16 protein-coding genes and 1 tRNA gene are annotated in these 15,902 nt (G+C 63.7%); 6 read left to right on the top strand and 11 right to left on the bottom strand.

Going from position 1 to position 15,902, the window contains the following annotated elements; genetic code table 11:
• Positions 1 to 109: 109 nt before the first annotated feature.
• Both leuA and ybiB read right to left on the bottom strand, forming a co-directional pair.
• The gene (leuA, locus tag AWB68_RS05805; protein WP_087643397.1) at positions 110 to 1,774 is read right to left on the bottom strand and encodes a 2-isopropylmalate synthase; all 1,665 of its coding nucleotides are present in this window, start codon (positions 1,772 to 1,774) and stop codon (positions 110 to 112) included.
• Between the two features lie 472 nt (positions 1,775 to 2,246).
• Positions 2,247 to 3,218, bottom strand: coding sequence for a DNA-binding protein YbiB (gene ybiB / locus AWB68_RS05800; protein ID WP_125482880.1), 972 nt, complete (start codon positions 3,216 to 3,218; stop codon positions 2,247 to 2,249).
• A gap of 263 nt (positions 3,219 to 3,481) precedes the next feature.
• On the opposite strand from ybiB, the gene AWB68_RS05795 reads away from it, so the two are divergent.
• Genes AWB68_RS05795 through AWB68_RS05785 form a run of 3 tightly spaced genes read left to right on the top strand, consistent with a single transcriptional unit; the run spans position 3,482 to position 5,468 of the window.
• A complete protein-coding gene (locus AWB68_RS05795; protein WP_087643395.1) occupies positions 3,482 to 4,180 on the top strand; it encodes a fumarylacetoacetate hydrolase family protein in 699 nt (232 codons plus the stop codon).
• A 26-nt stretch (positions 4,181 to 4,206) separates the two neighbouring features.
• The gene (gene maiA, locus AWB68_RS05790) at positions 4,207 to 4,851 is read left to right on the top strand and encodes a maleylacetoacetate isomerase (RefSeq protein WP_087643394.1); all 645 of its coding nucleotides are present in this window, start codon (positions 4,207 to 4,209) and stop codon (positions 4,849 to 4,851) included.
• Entirely contained in the window at positions 4,848 to 5,468 is a 621-nt protein-coding gene (locus tag AWB68_RS05785; protein WP_087643393.1) for a LysE/ArgO family amino acid transporter, read from the top strand. The genes maiA and AWB68_RS05785 overlap by 4 nt, the downstream gene beginning before the upstream one ends.
• Positions 5,469 to 5,552: 84 nt before the next feature.
• Here the strand turns inward: AWB68_RS05785 and ftsY are convergent, their stop codons facing one another.
• Positions 5,553 to 6,794, bottom strand: a complete 1,242-nt coding sequence (gene ftsY / locus AWB68_RS05780) for a signal recognition particle-docking protein FtsY (protein WP_087643392.1) — start codon at positions 6,792 to 6,794, stop codon at positions 5,553 to 5,555.
• Positions 6,795 to 7,086: 292 nt separating this feature from the next.
• On the opposite strand from ftsY, the gene rsmD reads away from it, so the two are divergent.
• The 3 genes from rsmD to AWB68_RS05765 all read left to right on the top strand — a co-directional run bounded on the left by rsmD (position 7,087) and on the right by AWB68_RS05765 (position 8,655).
• Positions 7,087 to 7,725 (top strand): 16S rRNA (guanine(966)-N(2))-methyltransferase RsmD, encoded by a 639-nt coding sequence (gene rsmD, locus AWB68_RS05775; RefSeq protein WP_087643391.1) that lies wholly within the window; start codon positions 7,087 to 7,089, stop codon positions 7,723 to 7,725.
• Positions 7,726 to 7,812: 87 nt separating this feature from the next.
• Entirely contained in the window at positions 7,813 to 8,316 is a 504-nt protein-coding gene (coaD, locus tag AWB68_RS05770; RefSeq protein WP_087643390.1) for a pantetheine-phosphate adenylyltransferase, read from the top strand.
• 81 nt (positions 8,317 to 8,397) lie between these two features.
• Positions 8,398 to 8,655, top strand: a complete 258-nt coding sequence (locus AWB68_RS05765) for a YfhL family 4Fe-4S dicluster ferredoxin (protein ID WP_087643389.1) — start codon at positions 8,398 to 8,400, stop codon at positions 8,653 to 8,655.
• A 7-nt stretch (positions 8,656 to 8,662) separates the two neighbouring features.
• On the opposite strand, the gene hisC is transcribed toward AWB68_RS05765, so the two are convergent.
• From hisC to AWB68_RS05725, 8 genes are all read right to left on the bottom strand, one after another.
• Positions 8,663 to 9,733, bottom strand: a complete 1,071-nt coding sequence (gene hisC, locus AWB68_RS05760) for a histidinol-phosphate transaminase (RefSeq protein ID WP_087643388.1) — start codon at positions 9,731 to 9,733, stop codon at positions 8,663 to 8,665.
• Positions 9,734 to 9,754: 21 nt separating this feature from the next.
• Complete coding sequence (gene pth / locus AWB68_RS05755; RefSeq protein WP_087643387.1) at positions 9,755 to 10,357, bottom strand: aminoacyl-tRNA hydrolase; 603 nt, start codon at positions 10,355 to 10,357, stop codon at positions 9,755 to 9,757.
• A 133-nt stretch (positions 10,358 to 10,490) separates the two neighbouring features.
• Complete coding sequence (locus AWB68_RS05750; RefSeq protein ID WP_087643386.1) at positions 10,491 to 11,114, bottom strand: 50S ribosomal protein L25/general stress protein Ctc; 624 nt, start codon at positions 11,112 to 11,114, stop codon at positions 10,491 to 10,493.
• A 172-nt stretch (positions 11,115 to 11,286) separates the two neighbouring features.
• Positions 11,287 to 12,240, bottom strand: a complete 954-nt coding sequence (locus AWB68_RS05745; protein ID WP_087643385.1) for a ribose-phosphate pyrophosphokinase — start codon at positions 12,238 to 12,240, stop codon at positions 11,287 to 11,289.
• A gap of 48 nt (positions 12,241 to 12,288) precedes the next feature.
• Positions 12,289 to 12,365: transfer RNA gene (locus AWB68_RS05740), tRNA-Gln, on the bottom strand.
• Positions 12,366 to 12,419: 54 nt separating this feature from the next.
• Positions 12,420 to 13,301 carry a 4-(cytidine 5'-diphospho)-2-C-methyl-D-erythritol kinase gene (gene ispE / locus AWB68_RS05735; RefSeq protein WP_087643384.1) on the bottom strand — a complete coding sequence of 294 codons (882 nt, stop codon included), beginning with the start codon at positions 13,299 to 13,301 and terminating at the stop codon, positions 12,420 to 12,422.
• Between the two features lie 21 nt (positions 13,302 to 13,322).
• Positions 13,323 to 13,949, bottom strand: coding sequence for a lipoprotein insertase outer membrane protein LolB (lolB, locus tag AWB68_RS05730; protein WP_087643383.1), 627 nt, complete (start codon positions 13,947 to 13,949; stop codon positions 13,323 to 13,325).
• Entirely contained in the window at positions 13,949 to 15,829 is a 1,881-nt protein-coding gene (locus AWB68_RS05725) for a tetratricopeptide repeat protein (RefSeq protein WP_087643382.1), read from the bottom strand. The genes lolB and AWB68_RS05725 overlap by 1 nt, the downstream gene beginning before the upstream one ends.
• Positions 15,830 to 15,902: the final 73 nt, after the last annotated feature.

The raw sequence follows: 15,902 nt of genomic DNA, 5'->3' as shown, positions 1-15,902 counted from the left end.
ATCGGCGTGCTGGTTCGCGGCGGAGCTGTCGGACAAGCTTCGAGTATCCGACCAACCCGACGCAGACGCAGGCGCCTTGCCGCCGTGCGCGGCGAGGCGCCAGTCGACGTCAGGCCGCGACAGCTTCCCGTACTGCGTCAGCGTCTGCCCGCGCAACTTCAGCCCATTGCGCGCGATTCACCGCGCTCGCCACTGCATCGACGACCGCTTGCGCCGCATTCGCATTCACCGCGACGCCGAAGCGCATGGCCTGGTCCCCGACGCGGCAGCCGACAAACACCGCTGTCTCGCCATTCACCGTATTGACCGTGTCGAACCACGCCACGTTCGCCGCTACGCCCAGCGCCGTCGCGACCGCCTGCGCGTAAGCCTCGCCCGACGCGGCGCCCGATGCCGGCGGCAACACGATGTTGCGCCCGCCGACACACAGCGTCGTCGGGTTGACGCGCGACACTGGCCCTTCGGCGCCGAAATATTCGCGCCGGAACAGCGCGCAGATCGCATCGCCGGATACTTCCTCGCCTGACGCGTCCGCCACCGCCTGCACTGCGTGGCTGAACTCGATCTGCACGCGCCGCGGCGGCGTGAAGCCGAGGCCACGCTCGAGCAGGAATGTCGCGCCGCCCTTGCCGGACTGGCTGTTCACGCGGATCACGGCGTCATAGCTGCGGCCGAGATCGGCGGGATCGATCGGCAAATAGGGCACGTCCCACACCGTACCCGGCTCGCGCTGCGCGAAACCCTTGCGGATCGCGTCCTGGTGCGAACCCGAGAACGCCGTGAACACGAGATCGCCCGCATACGGATGGCGCGGATGCACGGGAATCTGATTGCAGCGCTCGACGACGCGCCGCACGCCGTCGATATCCGAAAAATCGAGGCCCGGATCGATGCCCTGCGTGTAGAGGTTCATCGCGAGCGTGACGAGATCGACGTTGCCGGTACGCTCGCCGTTGCCGAACAAGCAGCCTTCGACGCGTTCCGCGCCCGCGAGCATCGCGAGTTCGGCGGCGGCCACCGCCGTGCCTCGATCGTTGTGCGGATGCACCGAAAGGACGATGCTGTCGCGATAGCCGAGGTTCTTGTCCATCCACTCGACCTGGTCCGCGAAGACGTTCGGCATCGCGGCTTCGACGGTGGCGGGCAGGTTCACGATCATCTTGTGATCGGGCGTCGGGCGCCACATTTGCGCGACGGCGTCACACACTTCGCGCGCGAACGAGAGTTCGGTCATGCTGAACGTTTCCGGCGAATACTGGTAGGTCCAGTGCGTGCCGGGCCGCGCGACCGCGCATTCCTTGACGATGCGCGTTCCCTCGACCGCCAGCGCCTTCACCTCGTCCTTCGACTGGTTGAACACGATGCGCCGGAACGAGGGCGCGATCGCGTTGTAGAGATGCACGATCACCTTCGACGCGCCTTCCACCGACTCGAACGTGCGCTCGATCAGTTCACGGCGCGACTGCACGAGCACTTCGATGGTGACGTCGTCGGGAATGCGCTTTTCGACGATCAGCTTGCGCACGAAGTCGAAATCCGTCTGCGACGCCGACGGAAAGCCCACTTCGATCTCCTTGAAACCCGTCGCCACCAGCATCTCGAAGAATTCGAGCTTTGCCGCGATGCTCATCGGCTCGATCAGCGACTGGTTGCCGTCGCGCAAGTCGGTGCTCATCCAGACCGGCGCGCGCTCGATCGTGCGGGTCGGCCAGCGGCGGCCATTCAGGCGGACTTGCGGGAAAGGACGGTATTTCTCGGCGGGGCTGGGCATCATGATCGTCGACCTCGGTTGTCGCGGTTTGCGTAGCGCCTGCGAGAGAGGCATCGGCCGGCGGCTGGCCGGCTGCTGCCCGATGCACACGAGACTTGCCGGCGCGCGTGCCCACGTTGCATCACGGCGATGGTGACGCCTGCGACCAACGTGAACGTGCGCGAAGCAGCGTGCATTTGACCCTCGCGTTTTCGTTTCGCGGGATGGGCGAACGAAAAGCTGACGACTACAGGTGGTGAAAAAAGAGAGAACTACGAGAACTGCTGGCAGGCCGCACGTGAGACAGACGACGCGCGGCGCTACGCCTGGCGACTTACGCTAGACGTAGCGATAGGGGCCGCGCTAGGCGGCCCGAAATAATTCGGAGGGAGGAGAAAGGGGTGAAGCGCATTGGCCTACTTTATGCCAGTGCCTGCTGATATGTCAACCGGTCGATGAGTCCGGCTGGGATCGGAAACAATCGGCGCTTTCTTAATCAAGCCGGCCTGCGCACGATATCGGCGATCAGTTCGACCTGCCGCGCGACCGCCGGCGGCACCGGCACTTCACCGCGCAGCACGGTTTCGATCCAGCGCGCGGTGGTCGCCGCATCGAGCGATTCGGGCAATTCGGCTGACGGCGCGTCGGCGGACGAGCGTTCCGCCGACAACAGCGTCTCGGAATGCCCGTCGTGGAACCAGTCGACCTGGACCTGCCGGCGCGTATCCGCCACCGCCTCGCCCTCCGTGCCGCGTGCGAGCAGGGCGCCGCCCAGCGCGGCATCGGGGTGATCGATGAAAAGTCCCGTCAGGCTTTCGCGATACTCCGGGTGCGTGTAGTTCACGAGCCGCAGCCCCGGCTGCGCAAACGGCTGGAGAATCTTGACGAGCGTATGCGTGGAATTGCGCACGCCCATGATCCGGCGCAGCGACAACAGCCGCGCGAGCTTCGGCGCAAGCGCCACGATCGGCGCGAACGCCAGCCGGCGCGACGCGAGACTGTCCTCGATTTCATCGTGCGACGCGGCTTGCGCGATGCCCAGTTCCGCGAAAATCGCGGCGCTCGTCACGCGCCCCGGATCGTCGACGACACCGTGCACCAGCACCGGTACGCCTTCGCGGGCGAGCAGCATCGACAGGAGCGGCGTGAGGTTCGGCTGCCTGCGCGCGCCGTTGTAGCTCGGGATCGACACCGGCCGGGCGTGCTCCCGGCCGTTCTGGATATGCAGCGGCTCGAACGAGCGATGCGCGGCGGCAAGCATCGCGGCGAGTTCGGCGGCGGTCTCGCCCTTCACGCGATACGCGAGCAGCACCGCGCCGAGTTCGAGATCGGAGACGCGGCCGTCGAGCATCGCTTCGTAGAGCGCGTAGGTGTCGTCACGGCTCAGGGCGCGCGCGCCGTTCGGGCCGCGTCCAATCTCCTTGATATAGCGCGCGCAGGGGAAGGCAGGGTCAGCAGGATCGGTCATCGATTCATTTGCGCGGCCGGCGTGCGTTTCGTGGCGTTTCGTGCTGGCGAGGTCCACGTTCGTCCGACGCAATTCTGGGAGAGGGAATGCTGCTGAGTATCGCATTTAAGCGGGTTTTGCGAGTCATCCTGGTGACCGCCGGGGCATCATCTGCCGCCTTGCCCCGCCACGCAGGCTCGACGCGGCCAAGTTAAACTCTTTGTCTTGCCGGCCTCGCCTCGCACGCGCGGCCGGGTGATCCAACCCAGAATGAGGAGAGCGGGATGAGTTACGTGTTCACTCCGGCGCCGGTGGTGGCGGTGCCTGTCGCCGGTTCGGACGATCGGTTCGCCGTGCGCCGTATCTATTGCGTCGGCCGCAACTACGAAGCGCATGCGCGTGAAATGGGTCACGATCCGGACCGCGAACCGCCGTTCTTCTTCAGCAAGCCGGCCGATGCGGTCCTGTATGTCGCGCCCGGTGCAACCGGCGAGTTCGACTATCCGTCGCAGTCGAAGAACGTGCACTTCGAGATGGAACTAGTCGCCGCGATCGGCAAGCAGGGCCGCGACATTCCCGCCGACCAGGCGCTCGATCACGTCTACGGGTACGCGCTCGGCCTCGACATGACGCGCCGCGACCTGCAAGCCGAAGCGAAAAAGCTCGGCCGTCCGTGGGATACCGCCAAAGGCTTCGATCATTCGGCGCCGCTCGGGCCGATCCATCCGGTGTCGAAGGTCGGGCATCTGGAAAAGAGCGCGATCTGGCTGATGGTCAACGGCCAACAAAAGCAGCGCTCCGACATCTCGCAACTGATCTGGTCGGTCGGCGAGACGATCGCGTATCTGTCGACGCTCTTCGAACTCTTCCCCGGCGACCTGATTTTCACCGGCACGCCGGAAGGCGTCGGCGCGGTCGCGAAGGGCGACCTGATGACGGGCGGCGTGGACGGCATCGGCGAGTTTTCAGTGCGTGTGGTCTGAGCATCGAACAAAAAAGAGGAGACACCTTGAAGCTTTACAGCTATTTCCGCAGTTCGGCGGCGTATCGGGTGCGCATCGCGTTGAATTTGAAGGGGCTCGACTACGAGTACGCGCCCGTTCATCTGCTGCGCGACGGCGGGCAGCAGCTCAAGCCGGAATATCGCGCGTTGAATCCGGATGGCATCGTGCCGACGCTCGTCGACGGCGACGAAGTTCTGAACCAGTCACTCGCGATCATCGAGTATCTGGAGGAAACGCATCCCGAGCCGCCGCTGCTGCCGCGCGCGCCGACTGATCGCGCGTTCGTGCGTGCGATCGCGTTGCAGGTCGCCTGCGAAATCCATCCGCTCGACAACCTGCGCGTGCTCAAGTACCTGAAGCATCAGGTCAAGACGCCTGAAGACGTGAAAGACGCGTGGTATGCCCATTGGGTCGAGATGGGTTTTACGTCGCTGGAAAAGCGGCTCGCCGGCGACCCACGCGTCGGCGCGCTCTGTTTCGGCGATACGCCGACCGTCGCCGATCTTTGTCTCGTGCCGCAGGTGTTCAACGCGCGGCGCTTCAAGATCGACATGAGCCGCTTTCCGACGCTCGAACGCATCGCCGATCACGCCGACCAGATCGACGCCTTCCAGCGCGCCGCGCCCGCGCAACAACCGGACGCTGAATGACGTTTCCCTATTTATCGAGTTACTTGTCCGGCGCCGGGCTCGGCGCCAGCCTGATCATCGCGATCGGCGCGCAGAACGCGTACGTGTTGCGGCAGGGATTGAAGCGCAGGCATGTGGGACTGGTCGTCGCGATCTGCGCGGCGATCGATGTGCTGCTGATCGGGCTCGGGATCGGCGGGATGGGCGCGCTGATCGCGCGGGCGCCGTTCCTGCTCGACGTGATCCGCTGGGCCGGCGCGATCTTCGTGTTCCTGTACGGCGCGCGCGCGTTTCTCGCGGCGTGGCGCGGGCCGGGGCACCTCGATGCCTCCGACGGCGAAACGCAGACGGCGCTCGGCGCGGCATCGACGGTGCTCGCGTTGTCGCTGCTCAATCCGCATGTCTATCTCGATACGGTGGTGCTGCTCGGCGGTATCGGCGCGCGTTACGGGTGGCCGCGCAACGCGTGGTTCGCGGCGGGGGCGATGTGCGCGTCGATCGTCTGGTTCACGACGCTCGGCTACGGTGCGCGCCTCTTGCAGCCGTGGTTCGAGAAAGATGTCGCGTGGCGCGTGCTGGACGTGATCGTCGGCTGCGTGATGTGGTGGATTGCGGCCGCGCTGGTGCTTTCGCACTGACTCAGTCGTACTGACTCGACGTATGTCGAAAGCGAAAAAAAATGGGCGCCCCGCAGGACGCCCATTTTTGTATCGACGCTCGGTTTACCCGAGCAATGCGTCGGCGAATTCGTCCGCGCTGAACGGCTGCAAATCCTCCACCTTCTCGCCGACACCGATGAAATACACGGGAATCGGCCGTTGCCGCGCGATCGCGGCAAGAATGCCGCCCTTCGCGGTGCCGTCGAGCTTGGTCACGATCAGGCCGGTGAGGCCGAGCGCATCGTCGAATGCCTTGACTTGCGCGAGCGCGTTCTGGCCGGTGTTCGCGTCGATCACGAGCAACACTTCGTGCGGCGCATCCGGCATCGCCTTCGCGATCACGCGGCGCACCTTGCGCAGTTCTTCCATCAAATGCAATTGCGTCGGCAGACGGCCGGCCGTGTCGGCCATCATCACGTCGATCTTGCGCGCACGCGCGGCGCCCACCGCGTCGAAGATCACGGCGGCGGCGTCGCCACTTTCTTGCGACATCACCGTCACGTTGTTGCGCTCGCCCCAGACCGTGAGCTGTTCGCGGGCGGCGGCGCGGAACGTGTCGCCGGCGGCGAGCAGCACCGACTGCTCGAAGCGCTGCAAGTGCTTCGCCAGCTTGCCGATGCTGGTCGTCTTTCCCGCGCCGTTCACACCCGTGATCATCATCACGAGCGGTTGGGCACGGCCGAGCATCAGCGATTTTTCGAGCGGCTTCAACAAGTCGACGAGCAGTGAGCGCAGCGCGATCTTGACCTGCATCGCATCGGTCAGGCGTTCGGCGCGCACTTTTTCGCGCAGCGCTTCGAGCAGGAATTCGGTTGCATCGACGCCCGCGTCGGACATCAGCAGGGCGGTTTCGAGTTCCTCGTACAGATCCTCGTCGATTTTCGCGCCGACGAAAATGCCGGTCAGGCTCGAGCTTGTCTTCGACAAACCGTGCTTCAGCCGCGAAATCCACGATTTCTTCGCGCTGGAATCCGGCGCGGGCGGCGGAATGATTTCATCGAGTTCTTCCGCGAGCGGCTCACGCTTCCATTGCGACGGCGTGCGGCCTTGCCAGTAGGCTTTCGGCTCGGACGCCTGCGTCGCCGGTTGTGCGCTCGCTTGCTCGACGGGAGCGGCCGGCGCCGATGGTTCCGGCTCGACCGGCTGCGCGGGTGTCACCGGCGTCGTTGCATGCCGCAGCGGTTCCGTTGGCGCGTGTGGAAGTTCCGGCGCCTCGACGACGGTGTCGGCGGCTTCGTCCGCCTGACTTTCAACCGGGGTATCGGTATCGGCCGGTTTTTTGAATCGTTTGAAAAAGCTGAACATGGTCTGCAAGGGTGGGTAGTGCGCGCGTTCTTCGGATGACGCCGGGCGCTCGACATCGGGGAGTCATGCAGCGAGCGCGGAAGGCGCGTATTTTATCAGGCGGCGCCTATGGCAGTCGCGAGCCTTTGGTGACAAGGCTCGCGGCTGTGGTAACGTTGGCTTTCATTGGGTCGGGTTCCGGCGTAATCGTGTCGGACTGGCGAAAGCCCCGCCCACGCGGGCGCTCCGAACCGGCGCCCGTACCTCAATTCATTGCGCTCACATGTCCCGTTCGTCGATTACCCGCTCGCCCATGTCAGCCACGTCAGCCGCGCCCGGCCGCGCGCCCGCCAAAGTACGGGAGCCACTGCCGTCGCGTGGCGGCAAGCCGCACACGATCCGCATCATCGGCGGCGACTGGAAGCGCACGCCGCTGCCGGTGCTGGATCTCGACGGCCTGCGCCCCACGCCCGATCGCGTCCGCGAGACGCTCTTCAACTGGCTCGGCCAGCAGCTCGACGGCCAGCGCTGTCTCGACCTGTTCGCCGGCAGCGGCGCGCTCGGTTTCGAGGCTGCGTCGCGCGGGGCGGCGCGTGTCCTGATGGTCGAACGCAGCGGCCGCGCGGTCGCGCAGCTGAAGGCGAACCAGGCGCGGCTCGCGGCGAAGAATATTGAAATCGCCGAAGCCGATGCATTGCGCCTCGCCGCAAACATGGCACCGAATTCCTTCGACGTCGTCTTCCTCGACCCGCCTTTCGGCGACAAACCGATGCTCGAACGCGCGCTGGACCTTTCCGTGCCGTTGCTTGCGCCAGGCGGCGCGCTTTACGTCGAATCGGGCGATGCACTGGACGTGTCCGCGATACCCGCGCTGGCAGGCTGGCGAATCGTGCGCGAAGGCAAGGCGGGCGCGGTCCGTTATCATTTGCTGCGTCGCGAAAATGAGGAATAATGCGCGTTCCAAAAATAACGCATCGGGCGCAATGACAGTTGCCGATGCGGCCGAGCGGCCCAATGTCACCATAAGAGGAGAAGGCCCATGGTAGTCGCCGTGTACCCGGGAACGTTCGACCCGCTGACGCGCGGACATGAAGATCTTGTCCGGCGGGCGTCGAGCATTTTCGACACGCTGGTCGTCGGAGTCGCCGACAGCCGCGCGAAGAAGCCGTTTTTCGACCTGCAGGAGCGGCTGGACATCGCACACGACGTGCTAGGTCACTATCCGAACGTGCAGGTGATGAGTTTCAAGGGGCTATTGAAGGATTTCGTGCGCAAGAACAACGCGCGCGTGATCGTGCGCGGCCTGCGGGCCGTCTCCGATTTCGAGTACGAGTTTCAGATGGCGGGCATGAACCGCTATCTGCTGCCGGACGTGGAAACGATGTTCATGACGCCGTCCGACCAGTATCAGTTCATCTCGGGCACGATCGTGCGCGAGATCGCGCAATTGGGCGGCGATGTGAGCAAGTTCGTGTTTCCGTCCGTCGAGAAGCGCCTGATCGACAAGGTCGGCCCGATCCCGCGGGACACCGCGGTGCCTTGAGCGCCGGGCGCGCGCGGCGCTGATGATCCTCACGGCGCGCGCGTTTAGTGCCGGTTTCGAACCGGCGGAAGAGAGTAAAGCATGTCTTTGATCATTACCGACGAGTGCATCAACTGCGACGTCTGCGAGCCCGAGTGTCCGAACGACGCCATCTCGATGGGCACGGAAATCTACGTCATCGACCCGAAGAAGTGCACCGAATGCGTCGGCCACTTCGACGAGCCGCAATGCCAGCAGGTGTGTCCCGTCGAATGTATTCCGCGTGATCCGGCGCATGTCGAGACGCCGGACCAGTTGATGCAGAAGTACCACGCGTTGATGGCCGCCAAAGGGCAATAAGCCCGATTTACGCGGCGATCAGCGCGCGCAACGCATCGATGAGCGCATCGCATTCGGCATCGGTGCCGATGGAGATGCGCAGATGCTGGTCGATGCGCGGCAGCTTGAAGTGCCGCACGAAAATCTCTTTCTCTTTCAGCGACGCGGCGAGCGTCGCGGCATCGTGCGCCGGATGGCGCGCGAATACGAAGTTCGCCGCCGACGGCACGATCTCGAAGCCGAGCGCCTTCAGTTTGTCCGCGAGCCGCTCGCGACTCGCGACCACCTTCGCGCAACTCTCCTGAAACCACGCATCGTCCTCGTAAGCCGCGATGGCTGCCGCCTGCGCCAGCCGATCCAGCGGATACGAGTTGAAGCTGTCCTTCACGCGCGTGAGCGCTTCGATCAGCGCGGCATCGCCGAACGCGAAGCCCACGCGCATTCCCGCCAGCGAGCGTGCCTTCGACACCGTCTGCACGACGAGCATGTTCGGGTACCTGTCGATCAGCTTGACTGCCGATTCCGCGCCAAAGTCGACATACGCTTCGTCGATCACGACCGGCGAGTCCGGGTTCGCCTTCAGCAACGCTTCGATTTCGGCGAGCCTTAGCGCCCGGCCCGTCGGCGCGTTCGGGTTCGGCAGGAGCACGCCGCCGCTCGGCGCCCGATAGTCGTCGACGTCGATGCCGAACGCGTCGTCGAGCGGGATCGCGTCGAACGCGACGCCGTACAACTGCGCGTAGACCGGATAGAAGCTGTACGTGATGTCGGGGAAGCGGATCGGCTTGTCGTGCTTCAGGAGCGCCTGGAACACGTGGGCGAGCACTTCGTCGGAGCCATTGCCCGCGAACACCTGCTCGATGCGCAGTCCGTGATGGGCGGCCACCGTCGCGCGCAGAGCGCGGGCGGTCGGGTCCGGATATTTGCGAAGCGTCTCGCCTTCATCGCCGAGTTCGCGCCGGATCGCCTCGACGACGCGCGGCGACGGCGGATACGGATTTTCGTTCGTGTTCAGCTTGATCGGGTGCGCCAGCGCGGGCTGCTCGCCCGGGACATACGGCGTCAGTCGATGAACGATGTCGCTCCAGAAACGGCTCACGTGCGGCTCTCCACGTTGATGTCAGGCATTGCGATGCAGGTTCATCATCGCGCGCTCCGTCTCGCCGGCGACGACGAATGGCATCACCGCGAGCGCGCGTTCGATCGACTGGTCGATCGGCTCCTGCTCTTCGCGACGCGGCGGTTTCAGCACGAAATTGGCGACGTCCGGCTTGGCGCCCGCGCGCGCGCCTTCGGGAATCAGGTCGCGCGGATGCCCGATGCCGATGCGCAAACGCCAGTACTGTTGCGATGACAGATGTGCGGAAATGTCCTTCAGCCCGTTGTGCCCGCCGCTGCCGCCGCCGAGCTTCATCTTGACGGTGCCGGGCGGCAGGTCGAGTTCGTCATGCGCGACAAGAATTTCGTCGGGCAGGATCTTGAAGAACTGCGCGACGGCCACCACCGATTGTCCCGATCGATTCATGAACGTCTGCGGTTCGAGCAAGTGGACCTCGTGGCCGTTCAAACGGCCCTTTCCATAATGACCGTGGAAGCGGCGCTCGTCGCGCAGGCTCGCGCCGGCGTCGCGGGCGAATTGATCCGCGAACCAGAAGCCGGCGTTGTGTCGCGTCGCGGTGTACTCGGCGCCCGGATTGCCGAGGCCGACAATCAGCTTGATCATGTCGAGTCGTCGCGAGCGGCAGGCGCCCGCGCAAATTAAAGCGAAAAAAAACCCGCCGGAGCGTCAGCACCGGCGGGTCACGTCGTCCCGTTCTTGCGAACGGTTCGAGAGGATAGGCTTATGTCAGCGAATCTTACGCTGCGGGCGTTTCGCCTTCGCCGGTAGCGGTGGTGGTCGAAGCATCCGACACCACTGCGGCCGGGATCGTCGCCGAAGCGATGACCGGGTTTTCCGCGTCGACGTGAGCGACGAGCGCGACGCCCTTCGGCAGAACGATATCCTTCGCGTGCATCGTCTGGCCGGCTTCGATGTTGGCCAGGTCGATTTCGAGGAATTCCGGCAGGTCGCCCGGCAGGCATTCCACTTCGAGTTCGTTGATGACGTGGCTGATCACGGCGCCCGACAGCTTGACCGCCGGATTCGTTTCCTGATTCATGAAGTGCAGCGGCACCTTGGTGTGCAGCTTCTTCTTCGAATCGACGCGCTGGAAGTCCACGTGCAGAACCATCTGCTTGAACGGGTGGTATTGCACGTCGCGCAGGAGGACCTGCTGCGCCTTGCCGCCCACTTCCAGGTCGAGAATCGACGAATGGAACACTTCTTTCTTCAGCGCGTGCCAAAGGGCATTGTGGTCGAGTTCGACCAGTTGTACGTCTTTGTCGGCGCCATATACGATGCCCGGGGTCTTGCCCGAGTTACGCAGGCGGCGGCTCGCACCCGTACCTTGCAAATTACGCTCGAAAGCGACTACTTTCATGATTCAACTCCATATGCTGCCCGCGACCAGGCAGTGAAAAAGGGGCTTTCCGTTATAGATCGGCCATTATCAAACAGCCGCGTCAGCCCCGAGAGCAACGGCACGAACCTTCGTCCGTTCGTACCGATCACGCAAAAACGCGAAGCTGGAGCTTCGCGTTTTGCCAATTCCTTTAACTTTCGGCGAAGAGCGACATCACCGAGTCGCCGCGCCGGATTCGCGAGAACGTCTCCGCGAGCAAACCTGCGCTCGACAGCAGGCGAATTTTCTTGCACGCCAGCGATTCCGCGGAGAGCGGGATCGTATCGGTGACGACGAGTTCGTCGAGTTCCGACGCCGCGATCCGTTCCCCCGCGCCACCCGACAGAACCGGGTGCGTTGCGTACGCGAAAACCTGGGTCGCGCCGCGTTGCTTCAAAACCTGTGCTGCCTTGCAAAGTGTGCCGGCGGTGTCGACCATGTCGTCCATGATCACGCAGGTCCGGCCCTCCACTTCACCGATGATGTTCATCACTTCAGCGACATTCGCCTTCGGGCGACGCTTGTCGATGATCGCGAGATCGGTGTTCAGTTGCTTCGCCAGTGCGCGCGCGCGGATCACGCCGCCCACGTCCGGCGACACCACCAGCAGATTCTCGTGATTCTGCTTGCGCAGGTCGCCGAGCAGCACGGGCGTTGCATAAATGTTATCGACCGGGATGTCGAAGAAACCTTGAATCTGGTCGGCGTGCAGATCCATCGTGATGACGCGATCGACGCCGGCGATTTCCAGCATGTTCGCCACGACCTTGGCCGAGATTGCGACGCGCGCCGAGCGCGGACGGCGATCCTGACGGGCATAACCAAAGTAGGGAATTGCCGCGGTGATCCGGCCTGCTGACGCGCGCTTGAGCGCATCGACCATGATCATCAATTCCATCAGGTTGTCGTTCGTCGGAGCGCAGGTGGATTGCAGAACGAACGCGTCCTTGCCTCGGACGTTTTCCTGAATCTCGACCATGATTTCGCCGTCGGAGAAACGGCTGACCATCGCTTTGCCGAGCGGGATTCCAAGGATCTTGACGACTTCCTGTGCAAGCGCGGGATTCGCGTTGCCAGTAAAAACCATCAGGCCGTCACTGCTCATCGTGCACCTGTTTCGGGCTGGGGGCGAGAGGAAAAACGCGAGAAATTATGGCAGGGGAGGAAGGACTCGAACCCTCGCATGCCGGAATCAAAATCCGGTGCCTTGACCAACTTGGCGACTCCCCTACACTAACCTTGAGTTTTGCCGGGAGGCGTAGGACAACCCGTCAAAACAAAACCTTATGACGCGAAAGCGAAGAGAGGATGAGAATCCAGGCTGGCTGTCACCACGCTTTTCCAGCTTGCCGGGAGTTTGGCTTGCGCCATCTCAGCTTCGGCTTTGCTACGAAAAGCAGCGAACACGCTTGCTCCAGATCCGGTCATTCGCGCCGGTGCAAGATTAGAGAACCACTCAAGCACCGTTGCTACTTCCGCGTACTTTTCCGCAACAACCGCCTGCATGTCATTTCGGCCGAAGCTGTCAGGCCAATCTGTGTCAGAACTATGTTGTGCAAGAAAGTCCGTCATTGTGAGGACTTTTGAGTCCCTTGTCAACGCTTTCTCAGAAAAAATCGCAGCCGTGGGGACGTGGACCGCAGGAGTCACCACCAGGAAATAGCGTTTCGGCAGGTCGACTGCTTCGAGCGCTTCTCCCACTCCTTCTGCGAATGCATTTTGCCCGAAAACAAAAAACGGGACGTCCGCACCCAGTTGCAGGGCGAGATTTTGCAGTGTCGCGCGCGGGAGGTCAACGCCCCAGAGGCGATTCAACGCCAAAAGTGTCGTTGCGGCGTCAGAACTTCCGCCACCGACGCCCGCGCCCATCGGAAGCCGCTTGTCGATTTCGATTTCGACGCCGTATTTGCTTCCCGTGTGGCTTTGTAGCAGCCTCGCAGCGCGCACGACGAGGTCGTCGGCTTCCGGGACGCCCGGAACGTCGCTCTTGCGCGTGATCGTGCCGTCGTCGCGACGGGTGAAGTTCAGAACGTCGCCCCAATCGAGCAGTTGAAACACCGTCTGGAGCGCGTGATACCCGTCCGGACGACGGCCGGTGATGTGCAGAAAGAGGTTCAGCTTCGCGGGTGCGAGGCAGTCGCGTAGCGACTCGTTCGATAAGGACATGCGTTCGGCGTTGAGCGGCGGTTATTGGTCGATCACGAGCTTGATGTCGAGCGGCGGATCTTCGCGGGTGAGATTCACGCGCTTCACGCCCGCAGCGGGTGCGTCGGCGTAGGCGAGATAGTCGATCGTCCAGCCGTCCTGCTTGATCTCCTTGAGCCGCCCGTTGCCGGACGATGCATCCATCGTCGTCTTGGCGCGCGAGGTCGGGGCCGCCGATGGCTGCAGCCAGTACCGCAGGCCTTCGACCGGCAATGCAAAGCCGAGCGTGCTCTGCATCAGCGTGGAGACGTTGTCGGCGTTGAGCGGCTGGCGATTCGGCAATTCGAGCGTCGCCGACGATGGCGACGACGTCACGATCGCAAGCGTCTGTCCGAGCGGGTTGCGCAGTTGCAGCGTGACGGTATCGCCCGTTTCCTGCCATTCGAAATTGCCGTACGCGTTGCGTGGCTGGCCGTTCTGGTCGTTGTACTGGATGGCGAAGCGTCCGTGATACGCGCGGCTTGTCTGCGTGGTGATCGAGGTCGCCGCGTTCGACGTGTTCGGCACGTTCGGCTTCGTGGCGCACCCCGAGAGGACGACGGCGGCGGTGGCCGCCAGCGCAAGCGCGCCGCGGCGAAGCGGCGCGCCGGCGTTAAGGTTGAATGCCATCAAAGATCGTTCACCTGAAGTCGTTTGAGCGTTTTGACGAGCGTGTCGTTGTCCGGTTCAAGCTTTTGCGCCTGCCGCCACGTCGCGCGCGCCTGGTCCTGCTGGCCCGACTTCCATTGGACCTCGCCGAGATGCGCGCCGATTTCAGCGTTCGGCTGCAGGTCGTACGCTTGTTTCAGGATCTTGGCGGCTTCCGCGGAATTGCCCTGGCGGAATTTGGCCCAGCCGAGGCTGTCCATGATGAACGCGTCGTTGGGCGCGAGCGCGACGGCCTTTTCGATCAGCTTCTCGGCTTCGTCGACGCGTTGATTGCGATCGACGAGTGAATAGCCGAGCGCGTTATAGGCCTGCGGATTGTCGGGCTGCGTGCGCATCAGGTTGCGCAACTGCGCTTCCATCACGTCGTAGTGGCCGTTCTTTTCGGCGGCCATCGCGTAGTCGTAGGTGATATCGGGGTCGTCGGGGAACGCGGCCGCGGCCTTCGCCAGATTCGCTTCGGCCTCCGGATAGCGTTTGGCTTCAAAGAGCAGCGCGGCATCCGTGCGGGCCAGCAACGCGATGTCGTGCGGATCGGAGCTTTGCAGGCTCGCGAGCAACTGGCGCGCTTCGTCGAGCTTGCCCTGCTTGGCCATCAACTGCGCGCGCGTGATCTGCGCGGGCAGATACTGCTGGCTCGTGCGTGGAATTTTGTCGAGCCACTGGCTGGCAGCGGCATCGTTTTTCTGTTCCAGCGACAACTGCGCGAGATAGATGTAAGCCTGACCCGGATCGGCGCCCGGCGTGCTTTCGGCGGCCTTCGCGTACTGGTTCAGGTAGTCCTGCGCCTTGTCGAACTGCTTCTTCTGGATATTGATGAGCGCGAGCGCCATCAGCGGCGTCAGGTCTTTCGGATCGTTCTTGCGCATGATTTCGAACTGCTTTTGCGCATCATCGAGTCGGTCCGACGACAAATACAACTGCGCGAGCGCGAGCCGTGCGTCGTGCGACTTCGGATTCTTCTCGACGTATTTCTCGAACGACGCGATGCCTTCCTTGCGTTCCTCCGGTCCCATGCGCGCGAGCGTCAGCGCGGCCGGCAGGTAGTCGGGCTTCAGTTGCAGCGCCTTTTCGAGCGATGCCTTCGCGCCCGGCTGATCGTCGGCGATGAGTTGCTGGCGGGCGATGGCGAGTTGCGTCTCGGGACGCTGCAAGTCGTTCTTCGTCAGGTCCTTGAGCACGTTCAGCGCGCCGACGCGGTTCGGCCCGCGTGACAGCAGCGATTGCAGCGACAGGATCGCGTCGCCGCGCTGGGCTTCGGGCACTTTGGCGAGTTCTTTCGCGAGCGTCGGCGCGGCCTCGTCGGGCTTGCCGGACACGATCAGCAGCGACGCGCTCAATTGCGCCGCGCGATCCGAATTCGGCGAGAACTGCTGCCACAACTGGACGGCGGTGAGCGCGTCGTTCGGGCTCTGCGCCGCGATCGCGATTTCCGTCGCGCGCTGGGCGAAGCGCGGATCGTGCGTGTCGCGGGCGAGCGCCAGATACGTCTGGTAGGCGGGCGCCGGCTGGCCGCGTTGCAGCGCGACTTCGGCTGCCAGGACCTGAAACACGATCTGGCTGGACAGCGCGACATCCGGAAGATCCTGCGATTCCTTGCCGGTGGGCGGCGCGGTCAGCAGGTCGGAGGCGTTGACGGCGGACTGATCGTCGGGCGCCGGGACGGGGCTTTGCGCGGGCGTTTGCGCGGGCCCTGGCGCGGAGACCTGCGCGCAGGCCGGCACGAACGCGAACACTGCCGTCGCCAGCGCGACTGCGGCCGCGATGCGCGACACCGGCGTCCCGCAACCTTGTGCGAGCGCGGTCATTCGCTTGGAAAACAGCTTCATGACGAACAAGTTCATGGAATTCCGATTGATGTTTCGGTCGATTGTAACGCGGTCGCTACAATACCGGCACATCGCCCAGCAAGTTGCA

Origin of the sequence: Caballeronia choica (assembly GCF_001544535.1) — a bacterium.
GTDB classification, from domain to species: Bacteria; Pseudomonadota; Gammaproteobacteria; order Burkholderiales; family Burkholderiaceae; genus Caballeronia; species Caballeronia choica.
Note: the sequence above shows the minus strand (reverse complement) of the source record. Positions and strands in the feature narration are given on the sequence as shown.

What these genes read in the sequence shown, in the direction of transcription:
- leuA (WP_087643397.1), bottom strand. Translation starts at nt 1,774, where the DNA reads ATGATGCCCAGCCCCGCCGAGAAATACCGTCCTTTCCCGCAAGTCCGC.
- ybiB (WP_125482880.1), bottom strand. Translation starts at nt 3,218, where the DNA reads ATGACCGATCCTGCTGACCCTGCCTTCCCCTGCGCGCGCTATATCAAG.
- AWB68_RS05795 (WP_087643395.1), top strand. Translation starts at nt 3,482, where the DNA reads ATGAGTTACGTGTTCACTCCGGCGCCGGTGGTGGCGGTGCCTGTCGCC.
- AWB68_RS05785 (WP_087643393.1), top strand. Translation starts at nt 4,848, where the DNA reads ATGACGTTTCCCTATTTATCGAGTTACTTGTCCGGCGCCGGGCTCGGC.
- ftsY (WP_087643392.1), bottom strand. Translation starts at nt 6,794, where the DNA reads ATGTTCAGCTTTTTCAAACGATTCAAAAAACCGGCCGATACCGATACC.
- rsmD (WP_087643391.1), top strand. Translation starts at nt 7,087, where the DNA reads ATGTCAGCCACGTCAGCCGCGCCCGGCCGCGCGCCCGCCAAAGTACGG.
- coaD (WP_087643390.1), top strand. Translation starts at nt 7,813, where the DNA reads ATGGTAGTCGCCGTGTACCCGGGAACGTTCGACCCGCTGACGCGCGGA.
- AWB68_RS05765 (WP_087643389.1), top strand. Translation starts at nt 8,398, where the DNA reads ATGTCTTTGATCATTACCGACGAGTGCATCAACTGCGACGTCTGCGAG.
- pth (WP_087643387.1), bottom strand. Translation starts at nt 10,357, where the DNA reads ATGATCAAGCTGATTGTCGGCCTCGGCAATCCGGGCGCCGAGTACACC.
- AWB68_RS05750 (WP_087643386.1), bottom strand. Translation starts at nt 11,114, where the DNA reads ATGAAAGTAGTCGCTTTCGAGCGTAATTTGCAAGGTACGGGTGCGAGC.
- AWB68_RS05745 (WP_087643385.1), bottom strand. Translation starts at nt 12,240, where the DNA reads ATGAGCAGTGACGGCCTGATGGTTTTTACTGGCAACGCGAATCCCGCG.
- ispE (WP_087643384.1), bottom strand. Translation starts at nt 13,301, where the DNA reads ATGTCCTTATCGAACGAGTCGCTACGCGACTGCCTCGCACCCGCGAAG.
- lolB (WP_087643383.1), bottom strand. Translation starts at nt 13,949, where the DNA reads ATGGCATTCAACCTTAACGCCGGCGCGCCGCTTCGCCGCGGCGCGCTT.
- AWB68_RS05725 (WP_087643382.1), bottom strand. Translation starts at nt 15,829, where the DNA reads ATGAACTTGTTCGTCATGAAGCTGTTTTCCAAGCGAATGACCGCGCTC.